The following is a 25,963-nucleotide window of genomic DNA, read 5'->3' as shown; positions in this document are numbered from 1 at the left end:
CCGCGGGATCCAGATGACGGCAACTTTGGCCTCTTTTGCCGCTGCTCGCATCATCTCCGTTCACGCTGATGCTCGGCTCTACCGATTGGCTGCCTGGCGGCGGCCTAGTCCTCGGCTGGTTTCGGTCCCCCGCTCGGCCTTTCGCTCTGGATGCGTCGCAAGCTGCGCAATTTTCGGCCTTTAAGAGATCAAGGCCGAAGCAGGGCTCGAAGGCTACGCTAACGGAAGCCTTTTCCAATTGTCAGACGGTAACAGGCCAGTGAATCAATCTTAGAGCGAAAACGCCCTAAGCCTTTGAAAAATGATTCGTTTCGAGTCGGAACGAATCACCCGTTTCGGACTTGAGTCGCAACTGGGTGATTCGGAGTATGGCGTCATGGCAGGTGGTCAGCGTGCCCAATGGAAAGGTTTCCTGAAGTTTGGCGAGGTCTCTTGCGGCGCCGCCCTGTACACCGCGGCCAGCACCTCGGACAGGATCTCGTTCAACATGATCAACAAGGCGTCCGGCAACAAGGTCAACCGCATCTATGTGGACAGCGAGACTGAAGATCCGGTGCCGCGCGAGGACCAGGTCAAGGGCTTCGAGATCGACAACGGTCAATATTTGCAGATCGATCCGGAAGAGATCGCTGCCACCATTCCCGAAAGCAACAAGACGCTATCGGTCGAGGCCTTCATACCCTGCGATGAGATCGACGATGTCTATTTCGACAAGCCCTACTATCTCACGCCTGACAAGATGGGCGGAGACGCCTTCGTCGCGCTGCGTGACGCCATGAGAAAGTCGAAGGTTGCGGCCGTTGCCCGTGCAGTCCTCTTTCGAAGGATGAGGACCGTCCTCATACGTCCCCACGGCAAGGGCCTCATCGCCACCACCCTGAATTACGACTACGAGGTGCGTTCAAGCGCCAAGGCGTTCGAGGAGATGCCCAAGCTGAAAATCGAAGGTGAGATGCTGGATCTCGCCAAACACATCATCTCCACCAAGAAAGGCGAGTTCGACCCAGCGACTTTCAACGATAGGTACGAAACCGCCCTTGCCGAACTGGTCAAGACCAAGATCGAGGGCAAGGCGCTGCCCAAGCCGAAGAAGGTCGAGGTCTCCAAACCCAACGACCTGCTTGCGGCTCTTCGCGAGAGTGCAGGATTGCTAGCCTCCGGCGCCAACGGCAAAAGCAAGGCGACGCGCACAGCGGCCAATGCCAATCAGGGGTCTTCCGGAAAGGCTGCACGTGGAACGGCCTCGAAGGCCGCCCCGTCATCGAGATCCACGTCGCACCGGAAGGCAAGCTGAGGAGATCGACCATGGCCCCGTATCGTTGGAAGGGTTATCTGAAGCTTTCGCTGGTCACGTGCCCGGTTTCGATGACCTCTGCGACATCGGAATCGGAGAAAGTCCGGTTTCATACGCTCAACAAATCGACGGGAAATCGCGTCGTCTCTCAGTATGTCGACAGCGTAACCGGCAAGCCTGTGAAGGACGAGAACGAAGCCAAGGGCTACGCGCGTGGCGAGAACGACTATGTCATCCTGACAGACGACGACCTTGACCGCGTGACGCTCGATACGGTCAAGACGATCGATATCGAGAAGTTCGTACCCGCCGAATCCATCGAATGGGTCTATCTGGAGAAGCCGAATTACCTCATGCCTGACGACCCGGTCGGCAACGAAGCGTTCGCCGTCATTCGCGACGCCATGAAATCCGATGGCGTCGTTGGGGTCTCCAAACTCGTTATGGGCCGCCGGGAGCGTGCCGTCATCCTGGAGCCGCGCGGCGAAGGCATCGTCCTCTGGTCGCTCCGGTTCGGTGATGAGGTCCGCCCGGAAGAGAAATACTTCGACGATATCGAAGACGAAAGCGATCCCGACCTGGTGCCGCTGGTGCAGAAGCTGATCAAGCAGCAGACATCGCATTGGTCACCTGACATGGTCAGCGATCCGATCCAGGAAAGCCTCCTCAAACTGATCGAGGAGAAAAAGAAGGCGCTGAGGCCGAAGAAGTCTGCTAAAGGCAAGACGTCCGAGGCGTCTCCGAAGTCGAACGTGGTCAACATCATGGACGCGCTGAAGAAGTCGGTGGCGGAAGATTTGAAGAGCAGGAAAGCCGGGTAGGTACCTGCGTTCATAACACGTCCAAGCGAGCTGAAATCGCTCTGGAGCTTCACGAGGCCCAAATGCAAAAGATTGCAGTCTCAACAGTATGTGCTGCTCTGGCGCTTGAGGGAATGATCACCTTACAGCTCTATGACCTCGACGCCGCCTCCGGCGCGCTGGCGGGAGCAACGGTTGGTGGTCTCGGCGTCGCCATTGCAAGAATCCGGCGCTCAGCGACCCGCCGAAACGTCCGTCGAGAGCGTCGGCGTTCTTGATGCAGCTCCGTTCTTTTAAACGGGCCGACGCTCACGCTCTTCGGCCTTGTCCTCTGCGACTTCCTCGACGCATTGAGCCCTCTCCGCCAGCTTCTGGCTCATTTCCCTAAGCTGCTGCTCGTCCAGCTTCTCGATGCCGACGAACTTGTTCTGCGCTTGCGATGTCAGGATCAATTCATCGAGCTTCGCCTGCAACGCCTTGCCGTCCCGGTTCTGCGAGTTCTGCAAAACAAACACCATTAGGAAGGTGATGATCGTGGTGCTCGTATTGATCACCAACTGCCAGTTTTCGCTGTAGTCGAAGACCGGACCCGAGGCGGCCCAGACAACAACAAGTGCGACCGCAAGTACGAATGTTGCCGGCTTGCCAGACAGATCCGCGATCAAGGTGGCAAATTTCGAAAAGCCTCTGGATATAACGTTATCGCTCATGGAAATCTCGCTGTTGCCCGGCCAATGATAACGCAAACAGGAGCAGAGCTGTTCCAGTTGGAGCAGGTCTTGGGACTTTAGTCTGGGTTCGGACCCACCCGACGTCGCAGACCGTTCCTCCGTGTCCAGCGCAGCGTCGAATGGAACGCCCCACACTCCCTTGCCCCGGTACTCGAATTGAGGGTGACGTACTTTGCGAGCTCTTTGCCCTTTGCATCCCTGCCGATACGGGCGACCCCGCGGCGCAGACGAGGAGGGCTTTGAGCTCGCATTTGCCGGCAAGATGAACTTCAAGCGTGTCGCATTTATTCGGCTTCTTACACTGCTGCTTTAAAGAGGCAATGACCTTGAATCATCCGTGAAGGTGAACGTGCCATAATGGCGATGGTATGTTCAATTTTTCCTGTTTCGGAAGATGAAGGACAGTTTCTGACCCGATCAGGCGTGAAGTACATCTGGGCCTATCTCGGGCTTGGGGCTCTTCTGTGGTACGCCGTCTTCCTGTCGGTGACTCACGCCACGCTCGCAGGCGTCGTCCAGGCGCTTCATACCGCTGAAAGTCACACACGGCGATTTCGAAGCTGGGCACGAGTAGTCTCCGCTCCACAAACCCGAGCACGCACTCCAGAAGCCGGTGGCTTTCTCCATCGTGTCGGCACTGCGCTTCGCAAATGCCGTTGTCTCCTTCATGGGCGCGTCCGCAAGCGTGCTGGCGGAGCCAGTTACTTCGGCGTCGCCTCTGGACTTAACCTCGGGAAGCTCGCAGGCGCACTTGGAATCTGGCGCTTCAGGTTAAGTCCGGGTCCGCGAAAACTCTGGCTCCTCCTTCTTTGCACAGAAGCCGTTCAAGCTGATCCTGCCCGACTTGCTCGATCTCTACAAATACCTCGACGCTTACATCGACCGCCATCGTGGTGTTCTGCTCGACGGAGCCTGTTCGTCAAGACGCTCAAGACCACCAGCCTTGATGCGGCCTACAACTCGACAACCTTCTGCGATGCTTGGCGGACGGTCATCCAATGCTATGGCATCTATAATGCCTATACCGGACGGGGGTGCGATCAAGGGCTTGTTGCCGCATGGACCCCATAACCTGCGCGACATTCTTGCGACGCATATTCTGAAGTAGACCGGATCCTACGAGCAGGCAAGCTACGCCATTCAGGACACGCCCGACGTCGTGCAACAGCACTATGGTCGCTTCCTGCCACAAGACAAGGCCGCACTTGCGGCCAAGATCCTCAATCAGGCTTGGGAAGCTGCATAAAATCGAATGAGATGCTCGCCTTGGATGTCGGCTACACCCTACGTCCGAGCCGAGCTCGTCGTTTCGCTCTTAAGGGATGTGAACCATCGCTTCCTATAAGGTCGCGGCGGTCTATTGATTTTATTTGCTTTTCAGGTGGGGCCGCACAATCTGATGCGAATGAGTATTGTCATAGCGGTTCTTTTTGAGCAAGGCCTAACCTTTATCTCTTGAGAATACCAACCATTTGATTGATAGCGTCCCCATATTCCTTGTGCATGGTTTCGGCTGCTTCCGAGATGGCCAGCTCCCAAGCAGGTCCGCGATCCCATGCCTCTTCCAGAGCGTCAGCCAGTGATGGCCCATGGCCCGTGACCGGCAGGACCTCGAATAGTATTCCTGCCTGTCTAAGGTCTTTATCCCGTTTGGCCTGGCCGCCGGCGTCATTCTGACGGCGGCCGGCAATGATAAGCTTGTGCACCGCGTACCTGCAAGGATCAGGGATAACAACTGAAATACCGGCACCATGTAGCAGGATCGAACGAACGGGATCGCGGATTAAGAAATCCATGAATCTTAGCGGTTCGGCTGACGCGCCTTCGAGAGCAGGCATGTTGGCGGGTTTGTCCGAATATTCTTCGGCTCCCCTGTTTGTCGTCATGAACTCGATCCTGTAACCGCTCTGGTTCCGGAAGGCATGAGATCGAGAGCTGCCGCTGATATGCGGCACTGCGCGGAACGTTGGATCAAGCCCTTTCAGGAGATCGAGGATCGGCGGCAGCGAATCTGCCACCTCGGCGGAGATCGCGAAATCCTGGGCCAGGTCTGCATCACCTGTTAGGATCGCCGCCGAAGGCAGACGGATGCCAAGATATGCCGAGTAGCATTGAAAAGCGACAGTGCCGATGAGAACACCGCGCAGCCGGAAGAGACCGGCCTTGGCAAGCGCCTGTACGATATCACCGGTAAAGCGATCAGCGGCAATTAAACCGGCTTCGCGCGTTAGCGTAGAAACGTACTTGCGGCGAGCCTTATAGTCAGACTTCTCACCCTTGAAGGTTTCGACCCGTTCCGAAATCAGGGGGTCGTCGGCAGGCCCGACATACCGGCGCTTCTGCCCACCCTCCCCGTCGGGCTGGTCGAAATACCAGTAACGTCGGCCATCAACTGCTACTGGCACGAATCTACCCGATGGAGGGAAGTCTTCCACCCAATCATCATCAAATGCCCGTTGCTGGAGTTCCGCGACCATGGTGCGAAACATGAGATCAATCTGCTTAATCATGCCACTCTCTATATCTTTTTTGCAAATCTAGTATAGCAAGTTTTGCGGCTTTCCCCAGTGAACGCTGCCCGCCTCTGCCAGTGCAAGACACCACCTACCGTGATCCTCACTATACTATCTTCTCGGACATAATATAAGGCCGGTGTCGAGATGCTCGCCTTGAAGGGACTCGAACAGCCGTTCGCCTAGATAATGACTTCGGTGGTGTTCATTGGAGTGGTAGCGAATTATTTCTGCAAGGACAGTGAGTACCGAGTATGCCGACGTTCACCCGTACGCGTCAGTGCACCGATCTCCACGAGTTGCTGAAGGTCGCGTGTTGCTGTAGCGCGGGATGTATCTGTGATCGAGATATAGTTTTCGGCACTTAGACCTCCCTTGAAGCCAGCCGTGCCTTCCTTGAAGATGCGCGCGACTACCTTTTCTTGCCGCTCGTTCAGCTTGTCCCGAAAACGATCATAGAACTTTGCTTTCTGGATGAAGAAATCTACGCGCTCAAGCGTCGCCTGTTGAGCATCCAGAATAGTTTCTGAAAAGAAAATGACCCAGTCGGTGATATCAAGCGTGCGCTGGTGTCGCTCAAGCTCTGAGTAATAGGCCTTCCGGCGCTTCTCGATTGTGAAAGCGAGTGAAATGAGACTTGGCTGCCCTATGTTTTGCGCCAGGGATTTCTCGGCGAGCGCGCGTCCAATTCGGCCGTTGCCATCCTCAAATGGATGTATGCTTTCAAAGTAAAGGTGTCCTACTGCTGCGCGCGTCAGAGCTTGAAGCGACGTTTGACCATCTGGCCCGGATTGATTGAACCATGTGATGAAGGTTTCCATCTCAGCGGCAACCTGGCGAGATGGGGGCGCTTCAAAATGGATGGTGGGTTTGTCCAATCGACCTGATACGATCTGCATGGCGTCTTCATGCGTGCGGTAAGCACCAACCGTTTCAATATATCGGTTTCCGGCCATCAGCATTGAATGCCAATGGAACAGTCCCTCATGGCCCAGCGGCCTATGCCAGCTTCTATAGACATCCGCCATCAGCTCGGCGATCCCCCGCTCTTGGGGGCGGATCTGTCTATCATCAGTGTTTAGCCCGAACTGCCGGCGGAGTGATGACTGGACACTCACGCGGTCCAGAAATTCCCCCTCAATCTCTGAGGTCTTGACCGCTTCGTCGCTCAGCAACTCAATGCGAAGTTGGTTGCTGTCGTCATCGTTGAAATGTCGAACAGCACCGATAACCTCGCCGGCGGACTGCAGGAATTTCTGCTCCAACGGTACCAGGCTTGCGGTGTCGTATCTGAAGTTTGGCCAGTCAGTGTTTTGCCAGTTCCATGTCATGAGTTATAGAATCTCTCTCTATAACTCATGAATATCGCCATAAATGAGCTATTGCAAGCCCTTCTATCGCTCAGCACCACAATCTGCAGCTCTCCATTCAAGAGGCAGCGATCGGCAGCTAACCTCTTGCCCTAAACATATTTTGTTAATGGGCGCCCCCTATTTCCGCTCGCCCTCGGCACTGGTGCCGAGCAAAAAGGAATAAGCATGACCAAACTCGACCTTTCATCACGACATTTTCAGCGAAAAATTTCGGAATTCTGCGAGCTTCGTATCGCTCCAGTCGCATCCAGGCGGGTGTTCGAAAATATACGGCCCTACCTGGCCAGTTTGATTATCTACCGCAAATCGCCCCCGCTTCTGAATGGCCATATAGACTGGAAGATGATCGGTCAGGCCTGCGGGATCGAAGCCGAGTTGACGGCAGAACTGAAAAAGCAGCTCCGGTCAGGCTTGGATGCAATCATCCGCTGGCTCGGCGCACCACCAGCGACCGAAGAACGACGACCACCAAAGCCGGCAGTTAGCACGCGTAAAATGACTCCCGCCAAAAAGGCAGCTTCCGCACGCCCCGCCCGACAGCAACAACGCGCGACGATCGATGGCGCCTTTGTCCGGTCTGCGTCAACATCGCGCGGCCCAGCACCAAAACCGATAAGCCCTTTCCCAGAAGCACTATTTGAAGCGACAGAAGATCCGGCGAGCTTTCAGGACGCATTGGTCTACCATATGCGTCGGTTCGGCGACACCTATTGGCAGCTTTACCGCGCCGTTGTTCATCTGAATGAGACCTTCGACAAGAAGACGCTGCTATCCTGGATCCAGGGAGAGCGCGTGCCCCGATCTGTTGCCAGTTTCAACATCCTCCGCCGTATGGAGCGACGATATCGACTTTCAGAGGGATATTTCAAAGAAAAACTGCCGCATCAGGCGCGCTCCCTGTATGGTCACGATCTCGGTGACATCTGCCCAGCTGAGCGTCGACGGATTTCATTGCACCTGCCCGAAGACTTCAACAGCCTGCCCTTTACCAAGCGCGAGGAGATCCTCGATTGGGTGCGCCGGGTGATCATTTCTGGCTCTACAGAATATCGCCGCTATCAGGCGGCGGCCAGCAAGCAGCGATATGCAATCCGCTTTCCCGGCGTCACCTATGGCAGCAGCTTTCTTTCCTCTCGATCGTTGGCCTCGGCGGCCGGCGCCAATCAGAACGTTGCCGCAGAACTTGATGATCCTGATCTGCTTTCTGGCGTTATCGACGCACCGCCGAGACTTGCCATGGAAATGGCTGATCTCATCCGCTTCAAGACTTCGACGCTGACGGCGATTGGGTTCCAACGGAACGGCGTCTGGGGTGAAGAAACGGCCTCCCAGAAGATTGAGCACCTCGGTTTGATGTTTGGTGCGCTTGCTGCCTCGCCAAACGGTCGCGTGAAGGGTTTCGGCGTGCCAGTCAGCCAGTTGAGCTTCGGCCTTCTCGTTTTCCCCGGCGTTTGGGATTGGTATCTGCAGTTGCGGGAACAGCGACGTGGCTTCTACACCAAGTGGGAAGAAGACATGCTGATGGTCGCCCAAGCCCTATCTCGCGCGGAAGTCGGTTGGATCCGGCAGCATCCGGAGCTGCTTCGGAATGTCAGGCCCATTGCGGGCTTGATTGAGCAGGAAGAAATCGATTTCGCGGCTCGCGATTGGCATGGCGCCTGCGATGCCTTTCACCGACATGCCGCTAACCGTTCCAAGGAGATCCAGCGCGTGATGCGCGTGCATCGCGATCCATTTGAACCGATCATGTGTGTACTCGAAGCGGACAGCCCGTTGGCGGAATATCGCAAGATCACAGACGAGATTGTGAAACGTATGCCGGATGAGAACAGATATCCACGACCGGCCGCCGAAGCCGTTAGATCATTCCTATTACTTCGCCTGGGCCTGCACCTTGGGCTCAGGCAAAAGAACCTTCGCCAACTTCGTGTCTGCCCCCGTGGACACTATCCGACGTCAGAACGCCGGCTGGAGGATCTGAAATGCGGTGAGCTGCGCTGGAGTGATCGCGACCAGGGGTGGGAGGTCCTTATCCCGTCGGTCGCATTCAAAAACTCCGGTTCATCCTTCTTCGGACAGAAGCCGTTCCGGTTGATTTTGCCCGACCTTCTCGATCTCTACAAATACCTTGATGCTTACATCGACAGGCATCGTGGAGTTCTGCTTGGCGGTGCGAAAGATCCCCAAACGCTATTCGTCAAGACGGTGAAGACGACCAGTATTGATGCTGCTTACAATTCGACCACATTCTACGAGGCTTGGCGGACTGTCATCCAACGTTACGGCATCTATAATCCCTATACCGGACGGGGTGCGATCAAGGGCCTCCTGCCGCATGGACCGCATAACCTGCGGGACATTCTGGCGACGCATATTCTGAAGCAGACTGGATCCTACGAGCAGGCGAGTTATGCCATTCAAGATACGCCCGATGTCGTGCAGCAGCACTACGGCCGCTTCCTTCCGCAAGACAAGGCCGCTACTGGCCGCCAAGATCCTCAATCAGGTTTGGGAAGCTGCGTAAGATCGAATGAGATGCTCGGCTCGGACACTCAGAACATGTTGCATCTGGGCCGAGCGTCCTCGTCTCCGCCTTGAATGGATTCGAACCTACGATCAGTGAGCGGATTTTCCCGCTGTACTGAATTGGCTACCTTTTCACATCATTACGGGCCTCAAAACGCGTGCTACTAACTGGTCTGTTATGGTCTTCACTTGACCGATGGCGTGCCGCTTGTCATACATGAGGCGGCCTTACACGCAGGCCGGTGTGCCCGCCACGCAAAGCTATGTCAGCGTTCCATCTCTGAATTGTCACACTGTGCCGGCAGGTCTGGCCATTAGCGGGCACATGGTCGGATCAATTCAGGAACTGAATACGACCGAAGCAGCAGCAATTAGCCACCTCAAGCTTCTTGGAAAACGTCCCGCCCGAGCCACCAGGGTGGCGCTACATGAAACTCTGAACTTCATTGCCATACACCTCGGCATTGCGAATTAGACACAACTCGTCACCGCCAACAAGAATGGGTGGATCCCAAGCTCCGAGCAGGTGCGACCATCGAAGCAGTGGTCGCGAAGCACGTTTCACCGGCGGATTTTACGATGGAAGTACCGACGCAAGTGCGCGTCGCTGGGGGTATCTTGAACAAGGACGAGTGTTGCAGCCGAAGACCAGTGCCCCGTGTTCGACGCCGACTTACTCGAAGAAGCGCTGAGCCTAGGCAACAATCGGATGTCGCAGGTTCGCAGCAAGATCTCGTCCGAGTGGCCAAGGAGGTCGACAAGACCTGATGGGGACGGCAAAGCTCGCCATCCGCTATGGGACCGCGACTCCGACACCTGGTTTTGCTTGCATTGCGATGGGAAGATCACGGGCGTTCAGATCGCTAAAAATCTGTGGCATTGCCCCGAATGTGGCGCTGTCCCAGTCGACATTCTCGACACTGCTTTCTGGTGCGAAGATGAAGGCAAGTCTCTCCCGCCGATCGGCGATAAAGCGAAATCAGACATTAGCAAACCTGAATTCCACGTAGTCGATGACCGTCCAAAACTTGAGTTGAACGAACGCAACATCGTTCTTCTCATGAGAAGCGCACTCTTAGATGACTCGACGAACGTAAGCGAACGACTGGGGGCGCTGTTGGCCGAAATCACCGTCGATGAAGACAACGACGTTTGGATTCGGTCGAAGAGCGATTTGTGGCCGGATGATAAGGCGCCAACTCAGGCGATCAACGTTGCAGCACAGCTCGGTATCGAAATTGAGTGGGAGACCATGTGGTCGAAGATACCTTTTCACTGACCAGCTTTGGGTGAGCAGACCTCAAGCACCACCGAATACCTGCAAATGTTGCTAGAGGCATATGCGCATTATGCTGTCCCCTCATACAGCGACGCGTAGTCGTTTCAGGCCAACCTCCTCGCTTGAATATCTACCGAGGAGGTTGGTCACGACAAAGCGTACACTCCGGCCCTTCGAAACGAAGGTGGTCTTGCATCTCAGACGAGGAAAGCGGTTTCCGGAGCCGAAGGAAATGATTTGAACCACCGACCCTTTGATCGAAGGACAAGGCGCTGGATATCCGCGACCACTAACTGCTTAAGATACATGCTCCGCGGCTCTCTGTAGCAAACCAGCCCGACTTGAGATGACCTTGCGAATTGCACTCAGGATGGGGTGCCTGATCCCCTCGTGGGCCAGTTCTGCAACAAGGGCGTCGGCCTCGCTCACAATCCTTTCCGCCATCTGGGCAAGATCGCGGACAAGGATGCGCTGAGAAGATTTGGTTTCGGGCACGAGTGTCGCCCAATGCTTCAACTGGATCGTGTCGGGCACATCGCGGCCACCAATCTTCATGGCGAGCCTCTTTGACAAGCGGGGATAAACAGCCGTGCAAACGACATCGTAGATCGGCGCCAGATCCGGTTCATCGGAGCCATAAAGCAGGGCGTAGTTCTTGCCGTGGGCATCAGCGTTGCCGACGAGATAGTGGAAGATCAGCATGCGGATGAACTGCAACCGATCCGCGACGGGCCTCGCGCAGGCGTTGTCGATCAGCCCGAGAGATCGTTCTGTTCCCGGTCCTCCCTCGGCCTCATACTTCAGCTCTGGCGGTACGCTAAGGGCCTGGCAGAAGTCTTCCTGGTGTAGGCGCTCAATGATGCCGTCCGCAGCTTTCGTTCGATCATAACGCTCAACCAGGAGAAAGGCAGTCGCCCCGTCCAGGCGAATCTGAACATGGGGTACGGGCAGCTTGAGGCGGGCGGCCAGCTGCATACAAAAATACTCGTTCTCCACCGTGCCTTCCAACGCCTGGATGACTGGTTTCAAGATATGGGTCGTTGGTCTTCCGTCTCTTGCCAAGGCGATAGAATCTCCATCGACAATGACCGCCAGTTTGTCCTGCGCGCCGGCGAGCGACAGGCGGATGCCCTCGTCTCCGCCAAGCAGAGGCCGGGTCCGCAGCCTGCTGAGAACCTCGTCCAGACGTTCCGAAGTGAGAATTTCGGCTTGGGACTGGCCGGGAGGTTCGGGCGCTGTGCCGGTGGGATAGATTGACAAGGCACCTGCGCATTCGCCGCCGATAACTTCCAGTAGCCCGAAGGCATTGCCTGCCGAGAGGCCGAGCGCACCAGCTAGGCGTTGCCGCGCGCCTTCGTCCGGCAAGAGACCGGAAAAAAACGGGCGCACGACCTGATCACCAAAGGGTTCTTCTTGCAGGGGCATCGAGAACGAGATCGCTCGCGATCGTTGGTCCAGGAGATACGCGCCATCGTAGGCGAAGATCAGTAGGCCGTCGTCAAGCCGGCCGAGCACGCCCGCCTTGGTGTCGCGAAAATAGACGTCCAAGACGCGGGTCATGATCGCGGGCCCTGGCGACGCCCAACGGAAACAAGAAGACCAAGACCGGCCAAGACTTGCATCGCACGGCCAATCTGGCAGCTTTCTTTGCCGGCCTCAAGTTCACGCAGAAACCGTACGCCCACACCAATCGCCCCGGCCAATTGCTCCTGGGTTAACCCTTGCTGTCTGCGCTCCTGACGGATCAGCATGCCGAGAGTTTTTGTATCTTTGATCTTGTCCATAATCACCCCTATCGGGATGATTATATCATCGGAGGGTGCAAAAGAAAGACAAAAGAACCGATCGGGATGATTTTCGGATTTTTTTGGCCAGCTGACCGAAATAGACCCGCTCGGGATGAGACTACATCGCACGACTTACCCTGGCGCTCACTACTTGAAGCAGTTCTCACGGTGCCATCTCAGGAACTGGGGATGTGGCCGCTCGAAGACCCATGCTAGCACGGTCGCCTTCCCAGTCTTGTTGAGGAGTCCTTGAATGCTGTCAGGATCATTCGCCTGACGCGATATCAGGATATCAAGATCGTCCGAAAGACCAATCAGACCGCGATCAAACATCCAGTGTGCGGTGCCCGAAAGAGCAATTCCGTTGGAAAGAATGTCGGGTCCGCTCGCTTCCACCGGCCCGATATGTGCGGCGTCGACCTCCGATGGCGGATCGTTTGTCATAGGCGTGAAGAACGAGCCGGCGAAACAGCCGATTTCGAACGATCCGCGACGAGAGTTGCATAACCCGGTCGCGCTCCTGCTCGAACATGAACGGCGCTTGAGCTTCATCTGCAAATCCATCGGCCGCATGCGTCCCCCGGCTCATCCAGCCGAGGCAGTTCAGGCTCATGCTCGTCTATGCCAATCGATACGATGCGGTTGAAATCTGCTGCGGACATCGGCCGGACTGCAGCCTGCGCCCTGTCGGAATACGGCCCTCTTCAACATCCACGCCATCCCAGCCTGGATGTACCAGGCCGCGGAGACCATAACTGCCGATCCGCCGCCCCAGAAAGACGGAAGCACTCTGCCAAGCATTTCTGGGTTCTCCAGGGAAATGGAGCTGGGTGGTGCGAACGCGCCTACCCGGACGCTGGACTTTGAAATGAAAATGACGCGTTCGGCCGGGATAAAGCGCCGGCATGATGGTGGTGGACCACCAGCGCCCCTTGGTGTCGGCGAACTGGTGCCCACGCAGACGGAAACCCACGGTGTCCTAGTCGCCGTTTTCGTCCGCATGCCAAATCTCAACGCGGCTGCCGCCAAGCGGCTCGCAGCGAATGTCGAGTACGAACTGCGACCGTTATTCGCTCGCCTCCGGGTGCATCCGAATAGAGATCCCGGTTCAGCGGCGAGTTCGGCTTGAAGAAGGGGCCGCCTTCCCGTTCAAGGGTCGGTCCGTCTCCATCGTTATATGCGGGCGTGAGCGGCAGTTCGGGAACGGCCTGCGCAAACGCCTCATTCTCACCACCTCAACGAGCGGCAGCGTCAGAAAGGCCGTCAGAAGCGCGCGTCTAGTGGAAGGCAAGGCCGGCCTTCCCGTGATTGTGCCAACGTGATGGCGGGTTAATCAATGCGCCGTTACTGCAGGCGCTGCGCGGCATTTGTCTGTGCCTCTCGGATCAGGCCGGAATACATATTCTCTTTGCCGATATACCACGGCATCGTGCCGATGGAGCCGAAGCCGGGAATTGTTTTCATGTGCGCGACCATACGAGCCCGCATGCGCTCGTCCGGAAGAGGTCCTGTCATCGCCTGGACATCGTAACTCATGTGGTCGGAATTGGACGTGCCGCAGAGGACGCTCGTGACGGCGGGGCCGTGACCGATTTTTATCTCCATCCTGCCGCACCTCCTTGACTGGCTGATTGCAGCACTTGTTCTGTTCACTTGCACCTTCTGGATGGAACGAACATCCCGCGCAGCGATGCCGCTCAGCGTTGCTGAAACCGAGCACTCGATGATAGCGTCTACGCGCCCAACGCGTTGCTGAGATCTTTCAATCCGATCATCAGCATCAGCGGGTCAGACGGAGATGGGAGAAATCCAACGACCTCGTAGAAGGTACGTGCGTCATCTGAAATCGCATGCACCAGCACGCCGCGGATACCAAGTATTTCGGCTGCGTTGAGCAGGCGCAACCCTGCATCACGCACCAATGCCCGACCGATACCGCGGCCCTGATAGGTCCGGTCGATAGCCAGGCGACCAAGTACAGCGACTGGGATCGGATCTGGCATGTTTCGCTTAAACCGGCCTGGAACTTCTGGTGTCCTCACCGCGCCGGAGGCGAGAGCGTAATAGGCGACGACACGATTTCCGTCGCAAAACACGAAAGTACGCGACGCACCGCTTGCCTGATTAACTCGCGCTCGTCGGCGCAGCCAATCATCCAGTTCTGAAACGCCGGAATCAAATCCGACAAGTTCATGATGCTCGGCCAAAGGGGCAGGCGAAGTGAGGGTCACGCCTCATCCCATGGAGCTTGGGTCAACATTGTGCGTTTCAGACGCGCATTCGGCTTCGCGGGCGCATCGAGTCGGGTAAGGTATTCGGCATACACCTCAGGACTTACCGTGAAGACGGCACGGTCAAGCAGTACTTCCTCGGCGCGGCGTTCAGAGGCTTCCAGCATGAAATCTGTGCGTGTCTTGCCAAGCAGTTCAGCCGCGCGGTCGATAAGATTGCGCGTTGCGGGCTTGATACGGATATTCAATGGAACGCTTGCTTCCAAATTTTTGCGTTTCGTCGGCATGGGCAACTCCAATGTGATAATGCTATAGCGTAACGACACTATCGTTACAAGCCCCGTAACGGTCGTGTCGTTACGGGATTGTGAGCTGACACGTACAATGGGCTCTCGATGGGGTGCGAACCACCGGCCCAGTCGTAATAGAGCTATCCAAAGAAATTTCTTTGTAGTGGGCGTCAACCTCGCTCATTTGGATTCACCACTCGAAGCTAGGAAGCAGGCTCATGGCTATGCCTGAGACCTTTGTGCGCGGGATCCTCAACTCTTCGGAAAAGATTACGCTGATCTGACCGTACGGCTCGCATATTACGGACTTCCGCCGTGCAGGGCGATGACTACCACCTAATTGAACGTTGCCAGCAAGCATCTCCGGTCAAGCTGGCAAGATGCCATGACCTCGGGGCCACAACCGGCACCAGCACCGCCCTCCTGCACGCACACAGTTCCGATGGTCAGGCTGTTAATCAGCGCCGTTGGATTATCGATACGCGAAGTGCCGAACAGGAGCTTAAGTGATAACCGGAAACAACAGCCGCGCTCCCACGGTTAACTGACAAACGGCACCAGCCCCTTACCGCGTCGGCTTCTGGCCTCCTGCTGCGGTGATGACACCGACAATGATGAGGCCGGTGAGTAGCAGGCGTATGCCTGCGCTGACGCCAAAGGTGTTCAGCATCGTCAGCAGCAGCACGAGAAAAAGCGCCGCACCCCAGATGCCGGGAACATTCGCCTTGCCGCCGGCCACCGACGTGCCGCCGATGACGACCACCGCAATGGACGACAGCAGGTATTCATTGCCGATATCAACATTGGCACCGCGGAAATAGCCGGCCAGCAGTGCGCCGTTCAATCCCCCGAGCATGCCAGACAGGGTATATGTCATAAAGCGGATGCGGCCGACATTGACGCCGGCGAGCCATGCGGCGCGGATATTCTGCCCGATTGCCAGGACGGACCGGCCATAGATCATGCGGTTTAGGGCAATCGAAGCGCCCACCGTGAAGAGCACCGTGAACATAGCCAGTACCGGAAAGCCAAGAATCTGGATGTTGGTGAACTCGGCAAAGCCAGGCGGCGGCTTGATTTGCAGCCCGCGGCCATAGCTGATGTCGATCGATTGGATGATGAAGCTTGCCGACAGCGTCGCGATGATCGGTGGGATGCGCAAGGCCCAGATCAGCAGATAGTTCGCAGCCCCTACCGCAGCGCCGCTGGCGAGCGCCGCCAGCAGGCCGATCACGATCATGCTGTCCTGCCCGTCCATCGTCTTCATGGCGACGGCACTGGCGAGACCGATATTGGCCGGCAGCGAGAGATCGACATTGCCGGGGCCGAGTGTGATGACGAACATCTGGCCGATACCGACGATGACCATGAACACGGCGAGCGAGAGTGCTGCCGTAATTATACCGCCGGCACCGTAGCCGCCGGTAAAGGCGATCGTCGCCACCCAGGCGGCCAATGCGCCGATGAAGGACCAGATCCAGGGCTTTGCAGCAAGAGCCTTTAAACGCGCCATATTACGCCTCCTTGCGGCTGATGAGAGCACGCGCCGCAAGCACGATGATGAGGATCGCACCGTTTGCCGCGACCTGCCAATCCGGCGGAATATGCATGAAGGTCAGCAGCGATGACGCGGCAAGCGCGAGCGTCAGCGCGCCTATGACGGCACCGATCGGCGATACGCGCCCGCCCATGAATTCGCCTCCGCCGAGAATGACGCCTGCGATCGACAAGAGCGTATAACCATTCCCGATATTGGCATCTCCCGACGAGGTGATCCCGATCAGCGTCAGCCCCGAGAGGACGCCAAAGCAGCCGGCAAGCGCAAAAAGCGTGACCTTGGTGCGCAACAGAGACCATCCGGCGCGCGCAAGCGCCGCCGGATTGCCGCCCGACCCGCGCAAGATCACGCCATAGGAGGTGCGCATCAGCCCGAAATAGACAATCAGGGCGATGATCACGGCAGCAACGATTGGAAAGGGAACAATGGGCGGCTTGAAGGATGTGATCGCCTGCAGCCAGTCCGGCGCCTTGCCACCTGGCTTCGGCAGGACCAGGATCGCCAGCCCCTGCCAAATGAAGCTCATGCCCAGCGTCACGACGATCGATGGCAGGTTTCGCAGGTGGATCAATGCCCCCAGTAATGCATAGATACCAATGGATCCAAGCAGAATGGCGACGCCGAGAAGCGGCGCATCGCGCAGCCAAGTCGCAGTGACGCAACCGACGAAACCGACAAAAGTGCCGATCGAAAGATCGAGCTCGTTGCCGGCGATCACGAACATCTGCGCGATGGTCGCAAGCGCAATCGGAATAGCGAGGTTCAGCATGAGACTGAAGCCAAAATAGGAAATCGCGCGCGGATTGAGCCAAGCGATCGCCATCAGCACGAGCGCGAGCGACAGTGCCGGCAGCATGGCGCGCAAGGCCCTCGTCCTGCCGGCGCTATTGCGGGCCGCACGCGTGACGGAACGGTCGAGCGAAACGAAAGTCATCCTAATGCACCTCGGCGAAGGAGGATTGAATGATCTTCTCCTCGGTCAGCTCGTCACGCGTCAGGTTAGCGACGATGCGACCGTTCTTGAAGACATAAACGTGATGGCAGTTGTCGAGTTCTTCCGTCTCGGTCGTATACCAGATGAAGGTACGACCGTTTGCCGCTTCCTGGCGGATGAGATCATAGACCTCGAGCTTGGTGCCTATATCGACGCCGCGCATCGGATCGTCCATCAAAATGATATCCGCATCGGAACCGAGAGCACGCGCAAACAGTGCCTTCTGCTGGTTTCCGCCTGAAAGCGACAGGATATTGTTGCTCATGTCCGGCGTGCGGATGCCAATACGGCTCTTCCAGATCTCCGCCAACTCGGCTTCGCGTTTCGGCGAGATCAGCAACCGGTCGCACAGACGCTTCAGCGAGCGGATACCGATGTTCTCGGCAATCGACCACTGCGGAAAAATGCCATCCGATTGCCTGTCTCCGGCAACAAGCGCCACAGGTGCCGTCACCTCGACACCGGTTGTTCCGCGGCTGGCTGCTCTGAATATCGAAAGCAACAAGTCGGTCTGCCCATGACCTGCAAGTCCGGCAAGGCCGATGATCGAGCCGGCCCGGGCGACGAGTTGCGTGCCATCCTTTTGCTGGGCGGGCTTCGCCCTCACACGCGGCGCGCCTGCCGGTTGGACGGATGCAATTACCTGCGCCGCAATCTTTCCCCGGTGCGCGGCGCCGCCCATGGTGGCGACCAGCCTATCCCGGTCGTACGCACCGGCCACGTCGGCTGCAACGACCTTGCCGTCGCGCATGACGACGATCCGATCTGAGTTCTGCAGCACTTCGCCGAGCACATGGGAGATCAGGATGCAACTTCCTCCCCCCGCCACGAACCGCCGGACGAAGGCAAGCAGCTGTCCGGCAGTGTGGGCGTCGAGCGAAGAGGTCGGCTCGTCCAGAATGACGAGATTCAGCGGATCCTCCGTTACCGTGAAAGCCCGGGCAACCTCGACCATCTGGCGTCGGCCGATCGAGAGATCCGCCACGACATCGGAAGCATCGATGCCATGGTCGGGAAATATCTCGTCGAGGCTAGCGGTAATGAGCGAAGCAGCTCGCCGGTGCCAGCCGAAGCCACGCAACGCAGGATGACTGATCCGGGTGTTTTCAGCCACCGAGAGATTGGGACAAAGCGAAAGCTCCTGGAAGACGCAGCGGAGCCCAACCTTTTGTGCCCTGGCAACCGAATAATGCTCCTCGACCGTCCCAGCAATCGTCATCCGGCCGCGGTCGATCGTCAACGTTCCCGCAAGCATGTTCATCAGCGTCGACTTGCCGGCGCCGTTATGGCCGACAAGCCCGACACACTCGCCGGGATTGACCTGGAAATCCACGCCATCAAGTGCCCTCACGGCGCCGAAATGCTTTTCGGCGCCGCTCAGGCTGACAATGGGCCGGATGTCCTCAGCCGGTACTGGCACCATCACTTGATATTAGCCTTGATAGCTTTCATCGCATCGTCCTGCGTGTATTCGGTGGTGGCGACGCTACCAGCCGGGATATCCGCCAGATGCTTCTCAAAATCATCCTGAGTAAAGGCGAGATAAGGCACTAGAAGATCGTGCGGAATGTCTTTGCGGCCATCGAGCACCTGTTGGGCTACCCAGAAGGCCAGCGTTGAAACGCCGGGAGCGATCGACGCCGACCAGGTGGTGTAACCATCCTTGGCCTTCTGCTCTTTCCACCATTGCAGCTCGTCCTGTCGATTGCCCATGATGATGGTCGGACGCGGCTTGCCGGCTGCCGCAAAGGCCTGCGCGGCACCATAACCGTCGCCGCCTTGTGTAACGACGCCGATGATGTCCGGCAGAGAAGGCAGGACGGTCGCCACGGCCTTCTGCGCGGTGGTCTGGTCCCAGTTGCCCGTCACAGAGCTGACGATCTTGAATTCCGGATGAGCGGCGACGCCCTCCTGCAGACCCTTGTGAATGGAATCGTCGATGGATGTGCCTGCCAGCCCGCGGATCTCAAGCAGGTTTCCACCATTAGGGTGGAGCTTCTTCATCTGCTCGATTTCTTGCTTGCCCATGTCCTCGAAGTCGACGACGACACGGTAGGCGCAGGGCTCGTTGACGATACCATCGAAGGAAACGACGACGATACCTGCATCGCAAGCCTGCTTGACGGCGCCGTTCAGCGCATCCGGCGAAGCCGCATTGATGACGATGGCATCATATCCCTGCAGGATCAGATTCTGTAGCTGCGCTGCTTGGGTCGGCACCTCCTGATCCGCCGTCGTAAAGACGTCGGCGGCGCCGACGATCTTATCGGCAACGGCCTTCTTGGTGACGATGTCATAGCTCTTCAGCATCGCCTGTCGCCAGGAATTGCCAGCGTAGTTGTTCGAGAACGCGATCTTCTTTCCGCTGGTATCAGCAAGAGCCGTGCCCGATGCAAGCAGCGCTGCAAGGCCGGCGAGTACGAAAATTTTATGCATTTCAATCCTCCCAAGTTTTTCGCATTGAGCGAAAGGCTCTTCCCCCGGTTCCGGCCCTCCGGCAACCGTCATCCGGATGCCAAGGCATCCGTGGCGCCGATCCTCCATCGACGGCCATTCCTGCTAACCGGTTTCCCGGACTTCAGAACAGTCTCAACCCCGGCACGCGCACCCTCAGTCTATGCAGCGAACTCGAAGCAGTAATATAAAGGCTTTTCAAATCATCGTCACCGAAGGCAAAGTTGGCCGTCGGCTCCGGCGTGCGGATGATGCCGAGCGCATGGCCAGACGGGTCAAAGACGTGGATGCCGCCCGGTCCGCAGCAATAGATATTGCCGCAGCTATCGATCTTCATGCCATCGGGCGCGCCCGGTTCCTCACCTTTGGTCTCGGCCCACACGGCGCCTCCCGACAGCTCACCCCGCGGCGAGATGTTGAAGACGCGGATATGCTGGCGCTCCGTGTCGTTGATGAAGAGACGCGATTCATCAAGGGAAAAACAAAGTCCATTCGGCTGGGCGAAATCGTCGATAAGCAGGGTCAGGTTCGAACCGTCGGGGTCGACCCGATACACGCCTTGAAAGGCGAGATCCTGCGGCCGCGGCACGCCGTAATATTCCATGCGCCCGAACGTTGGGTCGGTAAAATAGATCGCTCCGCCCGTCGCGACGACGATGTCGTTCGGGCTGTTCAGCTCCTTGTCCTTGTAGTGCGTGGCAATGATGCTGGTCGAACCGTCGCGCTCGAGGCGCGAAACACGGCTCGTTGCATGTTCGCAGGTGAGAAGACGTCCTTGCCGGTCGAGTGTATTGCCGTTCGCCTTGTGGCTCGGCCGCCGGAAATCCTCGATGATGCCGTTGGGCCGGCGGATATACATGCGGTTATCAGGCATGTCGCTGAAGACAAGCCATTTTTCGTAGGGATGCCAAACTGGACCTTCGGTGAAGCCGAGCCCGCTTGCCAGCGTCTCCAAAGCCCCATCGCCGACGACATCCGCAAAACCGGGATCACGCGCGCTTTTCGCCATATCTCAGCTCTTGGTCGCCTTGACGGTCTTTCCGGCGACGTACCAATCCGTGTCGGCAACATCCTCGAAAACGACCCAGATCGCTTCCTTGGGCAGCTCCGCCACCTCGCTGACCGCCTCGGTGACACGCCGCGCGATCTCGTTCTTGCGGTCCTGAGAATGTCCTTTGAGTATCTGAATATTGACGAAGGGCATAAGGTGTTCTCCCAACATTCTTATCATTGTGCCGACAGTAAGCCACGGATGCGGAGTATCCCGCTACGCACGAAGACGCAGAACGGAGTGTGTATTCGCACAGTCTACCCGCTATTCTTTCCGGGTTGCGGTCTGTGCGAGCCACGCATCAAGGCTTTCCTGGGCCCGCCGCAGCGCATCGGCATTAATAAGGCCGCGCGCAAGCGCGAGGCAAATTGCCCGCGTTCTCGAGTTGAACAGAGAACCGCCCTCACCCGCGCCCTCCTCGGGCACAGCGACGCCAAGCTTTTCGTAAAGATGACGGATGCGCGCCTGCGCACCGCGTGTGGAGAGGCCACGCCGCGTGGCGATCGCCTTGTCGGTCAGCCCGAGCGCGACGTCGAGCAAGCTCTCATATTCGCTGTCGGTGATCCCTTCCAGCCGATCCTGCACCCGATGCTGAATGCCTCTGACTTCCCGGTCGATGATGCAGTGTCCCTCGGCGAAGACCCCTCGCAACGCCGACCGCATGCCCTCCTCCGAGGCCGATTTTAACACATAGCCGTAGACCGTGCCGGGCGGCACGATGCGCGCGACACCGCGCACATAGGATTCGTCGGCAAAGTTCGACCAGAAAAGAATATGAGTATCGGCGCGCCGGTGCCAGATCGAGCGTGCGACCTCGATGCCGGTTGCCTTCGGCAACTGCAGATCAAGCACGACATAAGGCGGCTCCCGGTTACGGGCGAGATCCATCGCCACATCACCGCGGCCGGTTTCGATGACCTCGACATTGCCGAGCCAGAGGTGTTCGATGATATTGCGCACGAAGGCCCGATGTAGCCCGTCATCTTCAGCGACCATCACCAGCATTTAGAGGCTCTCCATCGCAGCTGGCGCGATTTCGGGCGGCAGCGTTCCGGCAAAGACCGATTCGCCGGCAAGTGGCACTTCGAGCGCCACCCGTGTGCCGGCCTTACGGCCGGAGCGGCCGATACGCAACCGCGCGCCGATCAGGTCGGCGCGCGTGTGCATATGGCCAATGCCGCCGCTCGCCTGCGGATCGACGCGGAAACAGCCCGATCCGTCATCGGAAACGATTACCCGCAGCAGCGCCGGTGTCGATTCGACGCGCACCTCGATGCAGCCGGGCGTTGCGTGCTTGACAGCATTGTTGATCGCTTCCTGCGCAATACGGTATATCGCCGTCAGTGTCCGCTCAGGCAGGTCATCGGCTGCACCCCCGCTCGTATCATGGATGTTCACTGCAATCGATGGTGTGGCCCGGCTGACGCTCCGGTTAAGATGCGCCTCTATCGCATCGCGCAGACCGAACAGTTCGAGGACGCTCGGCCGCATGTCATCGACGATGTGGCGCAGTTCCGTCAGGCAATTGACAATTTCCCGCTCAAGTTCGGCAAGCTGTCCGGCTCCGGCAACACCATGGCGATGAAGCGCCGACACCTGACGCACCACCCGGGACAGGTCTGCAAGCGTTTGGTCGTGCAGGTCCATCGCAATGCGCCGCCGTTCCCGCTCCATGCCTTCGGTCAGCCGCGAAGCCCCGACGCGTAAAAGTTCCTCGCGATTGCGTGCCGTGCTTTCGGCCAGCATGGCGCGGTGCGCCTCCTCGCTCTGGATCAGGGCGAAGATATAGGGAGCAATGAATTCCGCACATTGCTGGGCGATCTCCAGATCGGCGGGGGTGTAGCAGCCCGGTTCATGGCGGCTGATGTTGAGCGCGCCGATGATGTCGCCCCGTGCGCGCAACGGCACGATGATACGGCTGCGGAGCTTTGCGGCAAAGATTGGTTCGTCGAGCGCACCGACGAAATGAAACCGCTGATCGTGCAGCGCGTCGTCGGTCAAAAGAAAGGGCAGCTCGCCTCTGAGCACCGCGCGTACCGGGCTCAGCTCGACCGGTGGCGGACTGAGCACCAGTTCGCTCCAACTCGTCTGGCAGCCGGTCTCATAACAGATGTGACTGCGACCCTCGTTCAGAAGTACCGCGACGTCGATATGATCGTGCGGCAACAGCCTGCCGATCTCGACTGCCGTTGCGCGAAACGCTGTCCCCGGATCCATGTGTCCGGCAAAGGCCCTGGAGATCGCCAGCAGCCGATCGACAAGTTCAGCGTCGTTTCCGATCATGCATTATCCTCCAACTCCGTTCTCCCGGCGAAGTCAGGCCGATGATGGCACCTTTCTATCGAGATTGCATCAGGTTGATTTTCCGGGTCGTGACATTGCCCGGCGAGAAGGCTGGGCTTTCGTCCCTAAAGCCGCCGAACGCGCAATCGGCCACTCGATGTCGGCCCATCACGAATGTTCGTCGCACGCATGGCGACTTTGCGGCCGAATTCAAAGCGTCCGGCCGGGACGTGAAAGTTGAGGTTCGAGCGGCATTGTTGCTATTGGCCGACAAAGGCCCAAAGCTTGGTCGGCCGTCGGCCGATACCTTGAGGGGCCCACTACGGCAATATGAAAGAGTTCCGTTTTGAAGCCGCTGATAGGGAGTGGCGCGCGGCATTCGTATTTGATCCCGAGACAAAGGGCGCAATGGTAAAAGACCATGTCGATCGCGGATTCCTTTCTGCACGTTTTGCCTTCCTGGTCTCCCCGATGGAAGCGCTCTACCTCTATCTCCTAAGCCGCCGTCATCAATCAGCGGCGCTGCGAGCGCTTGTTGCCTCCTAAAAGTCTGCGCCAGCGACCGTCCAGTCCTGCTCAAGCGGAGAGCGATATAACGACGTCCTGGATCGGTTTACTGGGCACCGCCGCCTTCTCGCCAATAACTGTCGATGATATGCTGGCCATTGTTGACGACCCGCTGACCCAGCTCTGGATCGCCGCCTTTCAGCGTATCGGGATCGCCACCGCACAAACGGACGAATGTCACCTGCTGAACCGTGAACATGAAATACTCCCTGCTGGTCGGCGCGAATTCCAGGCCGGCCTCCTTGAAACCGTCTGCGACCTCGGCAGCCGCGACGTCGATTGCCTTGAAGACCTTGTCTAACATCGAACGCTCCGCCGCATTGCGGATCTCAAGGTATTTCCGCTGTTCGGGCGTCGGCGCGGAGCAGGTCTTTTCAGTCATACTTTTCTCCATAGGATCAGGTTGGCGTTACGAACGTTTGCACTATTTGATGGGGAAACGCAGGAGGTTGTAGATGAAGGTCCGAAAGTTCAGCATGTCGGACGCGGAACTCGTCAAATCACCCGGACAGGATGCCGACATTTATGTCGGAAACCTGGTGGACGAGAGAAACGGTGGCCCTGTCTCGATCGGCTATGGGCGGTACGCACCCGGTCAGTCGCTGACCGAAACGATGGCCGTCGACGACACCATGATCGTGCTTGAGGGACGACTGTCTGTATCCACCAACGACGGAACGGTCACCGCGGGACCCGGCGACATTGTTTACATGCCTAAGGGTCAATCCGTCACCATCACGACTGAGGGCGAAGGCGCGACGACGGCCTATGTGACCTATCCGCACTGGGCCGAGGCTCGAGACAGATGAGGAAGACCTCCTGCCCTGCCGACAGGACCTGCCCGGTTTTGCAGCCGCATAGCCCTATCCTATTCGGCGATACGAGAAGACCCGTTGGATTCGCCCTGGATCGCGAGACCATCCGATGAGGTGATGCCGCTCTTCTTGAGGCCCCCCCCGGCCGCAATGAAGTCGTAAAACGAATTCTGCTTATTCGCGACCTCTCCGGCGCGCGATGCCAGGCTCCCCCGTATTCTCCACCACCGCGGATGCCGGCGATTGCCATAACCCCGCCCTGCTCCACCCAGGCGAGGTGGATCGGGTTGGCATAGGGAACCCGAGGAATTCCGAAGCCCCCGTAGCCACAAAGCAATATCGGGCAGCGATCGTAACGTCCTTTCGGCGCACGTTAAAGATCGGCACCTCCGTCCAGTCCTTCGAGCGGTAGATGCGTTGCTCGACAGTGATGTCGTCCGGCTTGTTGGAAGCGTTCCGCTCCACCGCATTGATCTCCGTATCGTACTGATGGACCGCGGTCGGCGCAGCGAACGCCGTAAACCCGAAGAATGCTTCGCTGTCGCGCGGTCGGCCCTGAGATCCGCCCGCCGTCCCAATACCTGGCAACGTGACAATCCCTGCAGGTCTGCCACTCATGCCGACGCGGCGTATCTCCGGCTTGGCATCGACGAGATGGGCGATGGAGAGCCCTCTGCCCATGACCGCAGCCTCGTTGAGAACCCCTATCTGCATCCTCGGCGACGACTTGCCGGAGACGAGGATCGTCCTCGACCGTGCCGAGCGACACGACAAGCCGGCGCTCTGTGCCATCGGGTGACGAGAAAAGGCTTGCTTTCGTCATTACCGATGACGAACCATTCGGCCCCCATACGCCGTTCCAGCATATCGCGGCCGGGAAGCGCGTGGAGATAGCGCTTGGTGACGTTGTTCCGGGCTTCAACCCGGATGGCGACAGTTATGGGGCAGAACAGAAGTGAAACTGATGCTCCAGACAGCTCAAGCAACTCATCTGGGCGAAAACTACGTTGAGAAAGTTCGCCCCGCGAGAAAGCAAATCAAACGTCCCCAACGTGTGATGTCTTTAGCTGCCGACGCCTCCTTCTCCGGCATCCGCGCTGTCGCAGGACTAAACGAAAAAGCCTGCCGCGGGAGGAGTTGCGGCAGGCTTTCAGTAATAACCGAACAGCAACTGGGAGGAGGAGTGTTGCCGTTCCCGCAAACGCCTCTGGGAGGAGTAGGGCGCTTGCATATCGAACCGATGCGGGAGGAGGTGCATCGCTTCGATGGACACATCATATGGATCCCCGCCGCCTATTAAATAGACTTTGCTGCACTGCAGTCATGCGCAAGGCGCATACCAACTACAGAGAGCCTCGGTCGATTGTTCAAGGCCGAATGGCGCGTCTGCCCACCTCCGCTCTCCAACGCGACGGAA

23 protein-coding genes and 6 pseudogenes are annotated in these 25,963 nt (G+C 57.9%); 9 read left to right on the top strand and 20 right to left on the bottom strand.

Annotated features, from left to right (window positions below):
• Positions 1-376: 376 nt before the first annotated feature.
• Positions 377-1,294 (top strand): Ku protein, encoded by a 918-nt coding sequence (locus ACEN84_RS04140; RefSeq protein WP_413708708.1) that lies wholly within the window; start codon positions 377-379, stop codon positions 1,292-1,294.
• A gap of 11 nt (positions 1,295-1,305) precedes the next feature.
• Positions 1,306-2,115, top strand: coding sequence for a Ku protein (locus ACEN84_RS04135; protein WP_413708707.1), 810 nt, complete (start codon positions 1,306-1,308; stop codon positions 2,113-2,115).
• A 272-nt stretch (positions 2,116-2,387) separates the two neighbouring features.
• On the opposite strand, the gene ACEN84_RS04130 is transcribed toward ACEN84_RS04135, so the two are convergent.
• Positions 2,388-2,804: a low affinity iron permease family protein gene (locus tag ACEN84_RS04130; protein WP_112716942.1), complete on the bottom strand. Its 417-nt coding sequence runs from the start codon at positions 2,802-2,804 to the stop codon at positions 2,388-2,390.
• 378 nt (positions 2,805-3,182) lie between these two features.
• Between ACEN84_RS04130 and ACEN84_RS04125 the strand changes: the two are divergent.
• Both ACEN84_RS04125 and ACEN84_RS04120 read left to right on the top strand, forming a co-directional pair.
• Positions 3,183-3,518: pseudogene (locus ACEN84_RS04125) on the top strand (Na+/H+ antiporter NhaA); the annotation flags it as partial.
• Positions 3,519-3,612: 94 nt separating this feature from the next.
• Positions 3,613-4,071, top strand: a pseudogene (locus tag ACEN84_RS04120) (hypothetical protein); the annotation flags it as partial.
• A 202-nt stretch (positions 4,072-4,273) separates the two neighbouring features.
• Here ACEN84_RS04120 and ACEN84_RS04115 read toward each other — a convergent pair.
• Positions 4,274-5,332 carry a GSU2403 family nucleotidyltransferase fold protein gene (locus ACEN84_RS04115; protein WP_413709040.1) on the bottom strand — a complete coding sequence of 353 codons (1,059 nt, stop codon included), beginning with the start codon at positions 5,330-5,332 and terminating at the stop codon, positions 4,274-4,276.
• A 230-nt stretch (positions 5,333-5,562) separates the two neighbouring features.
• Complete coding sequence (locus ACEN84_RS04110) at positions 5,563-6,669, bottom strand: Fic family protein (protein WP_112716944.1); 1,107 nt, start codon at positions 6,667-6,669, stop codon at positions 5,563-5,565.
• Positions 6,670-6,876: 207 nt separating this feature from the next.
• On the opposite strand from ACEN84_RS04110, the pseudogene ACEN84_RS04105 reads away from it, so the two are divergent.
• Both ACEN84_RS04105 and ACEN84_RS04100 read left to right on the top strand, forming a co-directional pair.
• Positions 6,877-9,235 (top strand): annotated as a pseudogene (locus ACEN84_RS04105) (hypothetical protein).
• Positions 9,236-9,895: 660 nt separating this feature from the next.
• Positions 9,896-10,516: a hypothetical protein gene (locus ACEN84_RS04100; protein ID WP_413708706.1), complete on the top strand. Its 621-nt coding sequence runs from the start codon at positions 9,896-9,898 to the stop codon at positions 10,514-10,516.
• 297 nt (positions 10,517-10,813) lie between these two features.
• Here ACEN84_RS04100 and ACEN84_RS04095 read toward each other — a convergent pair whose 3' ends face one another.
• The 15 genes and pseudogenes from ACEN84_RS04095 to ACEN84_RS04025 all read right to left on the bottom strand — a co-directional run bounded on the left by ACEN84_RS04095 (position 10,814) and on the right by ACEN84_RS04025 (position 23,164).
• On the bottom strand, positions 10,814-12,076 hold the full coding sequence (locus ACEN84_RS04095) for a type II toxin-antitoxin system HipA family toxin (RefSeq protein WP_112716948.1): 1,263 nt from the start codon (positions 12,074-12,076) through the stop codon (positions 10,814-10,816).
• A complete protein-coding gene (locus tag ACEN84_RS04090; RefSeq protein ID WP_112717548.1) occupies positions 12,073-12,300 on the bottom strand; it encodes a helix-turn-helix domain-containing protein in 228 nt (75 codons plus the stop codon). Before ACEN84_RS04090 ends, ACEN84_RS04095 begins: the two co-directional genes overlap by 4 nt.
• A 150-nt stretch (positions 12,301-12,450) precedes the next feature.
• Positions 12,451-13,004, bottom strand: a pseudogene (locus ACEN84_RS04085) (HNH endonuclease); the annotation flags it as partial.
• Between the two features lie 95 nt (positions 13,005-13,099).
• Positions 13,100-13,594, bottom strand: a pseudogene (locus ACEN84_RS04080) (intradiol ring-cleavage dioxygenase); the annotation flags it as partial.
• Between the two features lie 53 nt (positions 13,595-13,647).
• Positions 13,648-13,884 (bottom strand): annotated as a pseudogene (locus ACEN84_RS04075) (aldo/keto reductase); the annotation flags it as partial.
• 152 nt (positions 13,885-14,036) lie between these two features.
• Positions 14,037-14,534, bottom strand: coding sequence for a GNAT family N-acetyltransferase (locus ACEN84_RS04070; protein ID WP_413708705.1), 498 nt, complete (start codon positions 14,532-14,534; stop codon positions 14,037-14,039).
• Positions 14,531-14,821, bottom strand: coding sequence for a DUF1778 domain-containing protein (locus ACEN84_RS04065; RefSeq protein WP_413708704.1), 291 nt, complete (start codon positions 14,819-14,821; stop codon positions 14,531-14,533). The genes ACEN84_RS04070 and ACEN84_RS04065 overlap by 4 nt, the downstream gene beginning before the upstream one ends.
• A 568-nt stretch (positions 14,822-15,389) precedes the next feature.
• Complete coding sequence (locus ACEN84_RS04060; RefSeq protein WP_413708703.1) at positions 15,390-16,337, bottom strand: ABC transporter permease; 948 nt, start codon at positions 16,335-16,337, stop codon at positions 15,390-15,392.
• Position 16,338: 1 nt separating this feature from the next.
• Positions 16,339-17,316, bottom strand: a complete 978-nt coding sequence (locus ACEN84_RS04055; protein WP_162708696.1) for an ABC transporter permease — start codon at positions 17,314-17,316, stop codon at positions 16,339-16,341.
• A gap of 1 nt (position 17,317) precedes the next feature.
• Positions 17,318-18,799 carry a sugar ABC transporter ATP-binding protein gene (locus tag ACEN84_RS04050; protein WP_413709039.1) on the bottom strand — a complete coding sequence of 494 codons (1,482 nt, stop codon included), beginning with the start codon at positions 18,797-18,799 and terminating at the stop codon, positions 17,318-17,320.
• Positions 18,799-19,812 carry an ABC transporter substrate-binding protein gene (locus ACEN84_RS04045; RefSeq protein ID WP_130279691.1) on the bottom strand — a complete coding sequence of 338 codons (1,014 nt, stop codon included), beginning with the start codon at positions 19,810-19,812 and terminating at the stop codon, positions 18,799-18,801. Before ACEN84_RS04045 ends, ACEN84_RS04050 begins: the two co-directional genes overlap by 1 nt.
• A 142-nt stretch (positions 19,813-19,954) precedes the next feature.
• Positions 19,955-20,839, bottom strand: a complete 885-nt coding sequence (locus ACEN84_RS04040) for an SMP-30/gluconolactonase/LRE family protein (protein ID WP_413708702.1) — start codon at positions 20,837-20,839, stop codon at positions 19,955-19,957.
• 3 nt (positions 20,840-20,842) lie between these two features.
• Complete coding sequence (locus tag ACEN84_RS04035) at positions 20,843-21,034, bottom strand: tautomerase family protein (RefSeq protein ID WP_112716998.1); 192 nt, start codon at positions 21,032-21,034, stop codon at positions 20,843-20,845.
• A 111-nt stretch (positions 21,035-21,145) separates the two neighbouring features.
• Entirely contained in the window at positions 21,146-21,886 is a 741-nt protein-coding gene (locus ACEN84_RS04030; protein ID WP_413708701.1) for a response regulator, read from the bottom strand.
• The gene (locus ACEN84_RS04025; protein WP_130279694.1) at positions 21,887-23,164 is read right to left on the bottom strand and encodes a GAF domain-containing protein; all 1,278 of its coding nucleotides are present in this window, start codon (positions 23,162-23,164) and stop codon (positions 21,887-21,889) included.
• 330 nt (positions 23,165-23,494) lie between these two features.
• Between ACEN84_RS04025 and ACEN84_RS04020 the strand changes: the two genes are divergently transcribed.
• Entirely contained in the window at positions 23,495-23,710 is a 216-nt protein-coding gene (locus ACEN84_RS04020) for a hypothetical protein (protein WP_413708700.1), read from the top strand.
• A gap of 67 nt (positions 23,711-23,777) precedes the next feature.
• On the opposite strand, the gene ACEN84_RS04015 is transcribed toward ACEN84_RS04020, so the two are convergent.
• Positions 23,778-24,113 carry a hypothetical protein gene (locus tag ACEN84_RS04015; protein WP_130279696.1) on the bottom strand — a complete coding sequence of 112 codons (336 nt, stop codon included), beginning with the start codon at positions 24,111-24,113 and terminating at the stop codon, positions 23,778-23,780.
• A gap of 73 nt (positions 24,114-24,186) precedes the next feature.
• On the opposite strand from ACEN84_RS04015, the gene ACEN84_RS04010 reads away from it, so the two are divergent.
• Entirely contained in the window at positions 24,187-24,540 is a 354-nt protein-coding gene (locus tag ACEN84_RS04010; protein WP_203431315.1) for a cupin domain-containing protein, read from the top strand.
• Positions 24,541-24,720: 180 nt separating this feature from the next.
• Here the strand turns inward: ACEN84_RS04010 and ACEN84_RS04005 are convergent, their stop codons facing one another.
• Complete coding sequence (locus ACEN84_RS04005; protein ID WP_413708699.1) at positions 24,721-25,227, bottom strand: hypothetical protein; 507 nt, start codon at positions 25,225-25,227, stop codon at positions 24,721-24,723.
• Positions 25,228-25,510: 283 nt separating this feature from the next.
• On the opposite strand from ACEN84_RS04005, the gene ACEN84_RS04000 reads away from it, so the two are divergent.
• A complete protein-coding gene (locus tag ACEN84_RS04000) occupies positions 25,511-25,846 on the top strand; it encodes a hypothetical protein (protein ID WP_413708698.1) in 336 nt (111 codons plus the stop codon).
• Positions 25,847-25,963 lie beyond the last annotated feature (117 nt).

Source organism: Rhizobium sp. Rhizsp82, from assembly GCF_047325115.1.
Lineage (GTDB): Bacteria > Pseudomonadota > Alphaproteobacteria > Rhizobiales > Rhizobiaceae > Rhizobium.
This window is presented reverse-complemented; position numbering and strand designations above follow the sequence as displayed.

What these genes read in the sequence shown, in the direction of transcription:
- ACEN84_RS04065 (WP_413708704.1), bottom strand. Translation starts at nt 14,821, where the DNA reads ATGCCGACGAAACGCAAAAATTTGGAAGCAAGCGTTCCATTGAATATC.
- ACEN84_RS04090 (WP_112717548.1), bottom strand. Translation starts at nt 12,300, where the DNA reads ATGGACAAGATCAAAGATACAAAAACTCTCGGCATGCTGATCCGTCAG.
- ACEN84_RS04055 (WP_162708696.1), bottom strand. Translation starts at nt 17,316, where the DNA reads ATGACTTTCGTTTCGCTCGACCGTTCCGTCACGCGTGCGGCCCGCAAT.
- ACEN84_RS04045 (WP_130279691.1), bottom strand. Translation starts at nt 19,812, where the DNA reads ATGCATAAAATTTTCGTACTCGCCGGCCTTGCAGCGCTGCTTGCATCG.
- ACEN84_RS04030 (WP_413708701.1), bottom strand. Translation starts at nt 21,886, where the DNA reads ATGCTGGTGATGGTCGCTGAAGATGACGGGCTACATCGGGCCTTCGTG.
- ACEN84_RS04000 (WP_413708698.1), top strand. Translation starts at nt 25,511, where the DNA reads ATGCTCCAGACAGCTCAAGCAACTCATCTGGGCGAAAACTACGTTGAG.
- ACEN84_RS04020 (WP_413708700.1), top strand. Translation starts at nt 23,495, where the DNA reads ATGAAAGAGTTCCGTTTTGAAGCCGCTGATAGGGAGTGGCGCGCGGCA.
- ACEN84_RS04015 (WP_130279696.1), bottom strand. Translation starts at nt 24,113, where the DNA reads ATGACTGAAAAGACCTGCTCCGCGCCGACGCCCGAACAGCGGAAATAC.
- ACEN84_RS04060 (WP_413708703.1), bottom strand. Translation starts at nt 16,337, where the DNA reads ATGGCGCGTTTAAAGGCTCTTGCTGCAAAGCCCTGGATCTGGTCCTTC.
- ACEN84_RS04110 (WP_112716944.1), bottom strand. Translation starts at nt 6,669, where the DNA reads ATGACATGGAACTGGCAAAACACTGACTGGCCAAACTTCAGATACGAC.
- ACEN84_RS04095 (WP_112716948.1), bottom strand. Translation starts at nt 12,076, where the DNA reads ATGACCCGCGTCTTGGACGTCTATTTTCGCGACACCAAGGCGGGCGTG.
- ACEN84_RS04035 (WP_112716998.1), bottom strand. Translation starts at nt 21,034, where the DNA reads ATGCCCTTCGTCAATATTCAGATACTCAAAGGACATTCTCAGGACCGC.
- ACEN84_RS04130 (WP_112716942.1), bottom strand. Translation starts at nt 2,804, where the DNA reads ATGAGCGATAACGTTATATCCAGAGGCTTTTCGAAATTTGCCACCTTG.
- ACEN84_RS04135 (WP_413708707.1), top strand. Translation starts at nt 1,306, where the DNA reads ATGGCCCCGTATCGTTGGAAGGGTTATCTGAAGCTTTCGCTGGTCACG.
- ACEN84_RS04025 (WP_130279694.1), bottom strand. Translation starts at nt 23,164, where the DNA reads ATGATCGGAAACGACGCTGAACTTGTCGATCGGCTGCTGGCGATCTCC.
- ACEN84_RS04005 (WP_413708699.1), bottom strand. Translation starts at nt 25,227, where the DNA reads ATGGGCAGAGGGCTCTCCATCGCCCATCTCGTCGATGCCAAGCCGGAG.
- ACEN84_RS04040 (WP_413708702.1), bottom strand. Translation starts at nt 20,839, where the DNA reads ATGGCGAAAAGCGCGCGTGATCCCGGTTTTGCGGATGTCGTCGGCGAT.
- ACEN84_RS04050 (WP_413709039.1), bottom strand. Translation starts at nt 18,799, where the DNA reads ATGGTGCCAGTACCGGCTGAGGACATCCGGCCCATTGTCAGCCTGAGC.
- ACEN84_RS04140 (WP_413708708.1), top strand. Translation starts at nt 377, where the DNA reads ATGGCAGGTGGTCAGCGTGCCCAATGGAAAGGTTTCCTGAAGTTTGGC.
- ACEN84_RS04010 (WP_203431315.1), top strand. Translation starts at nt 24,187, where the DNA reads ATGAAGGTCCGAAAGTTCAGCATGTCGGACGCGGAACTCGTCAAATCA.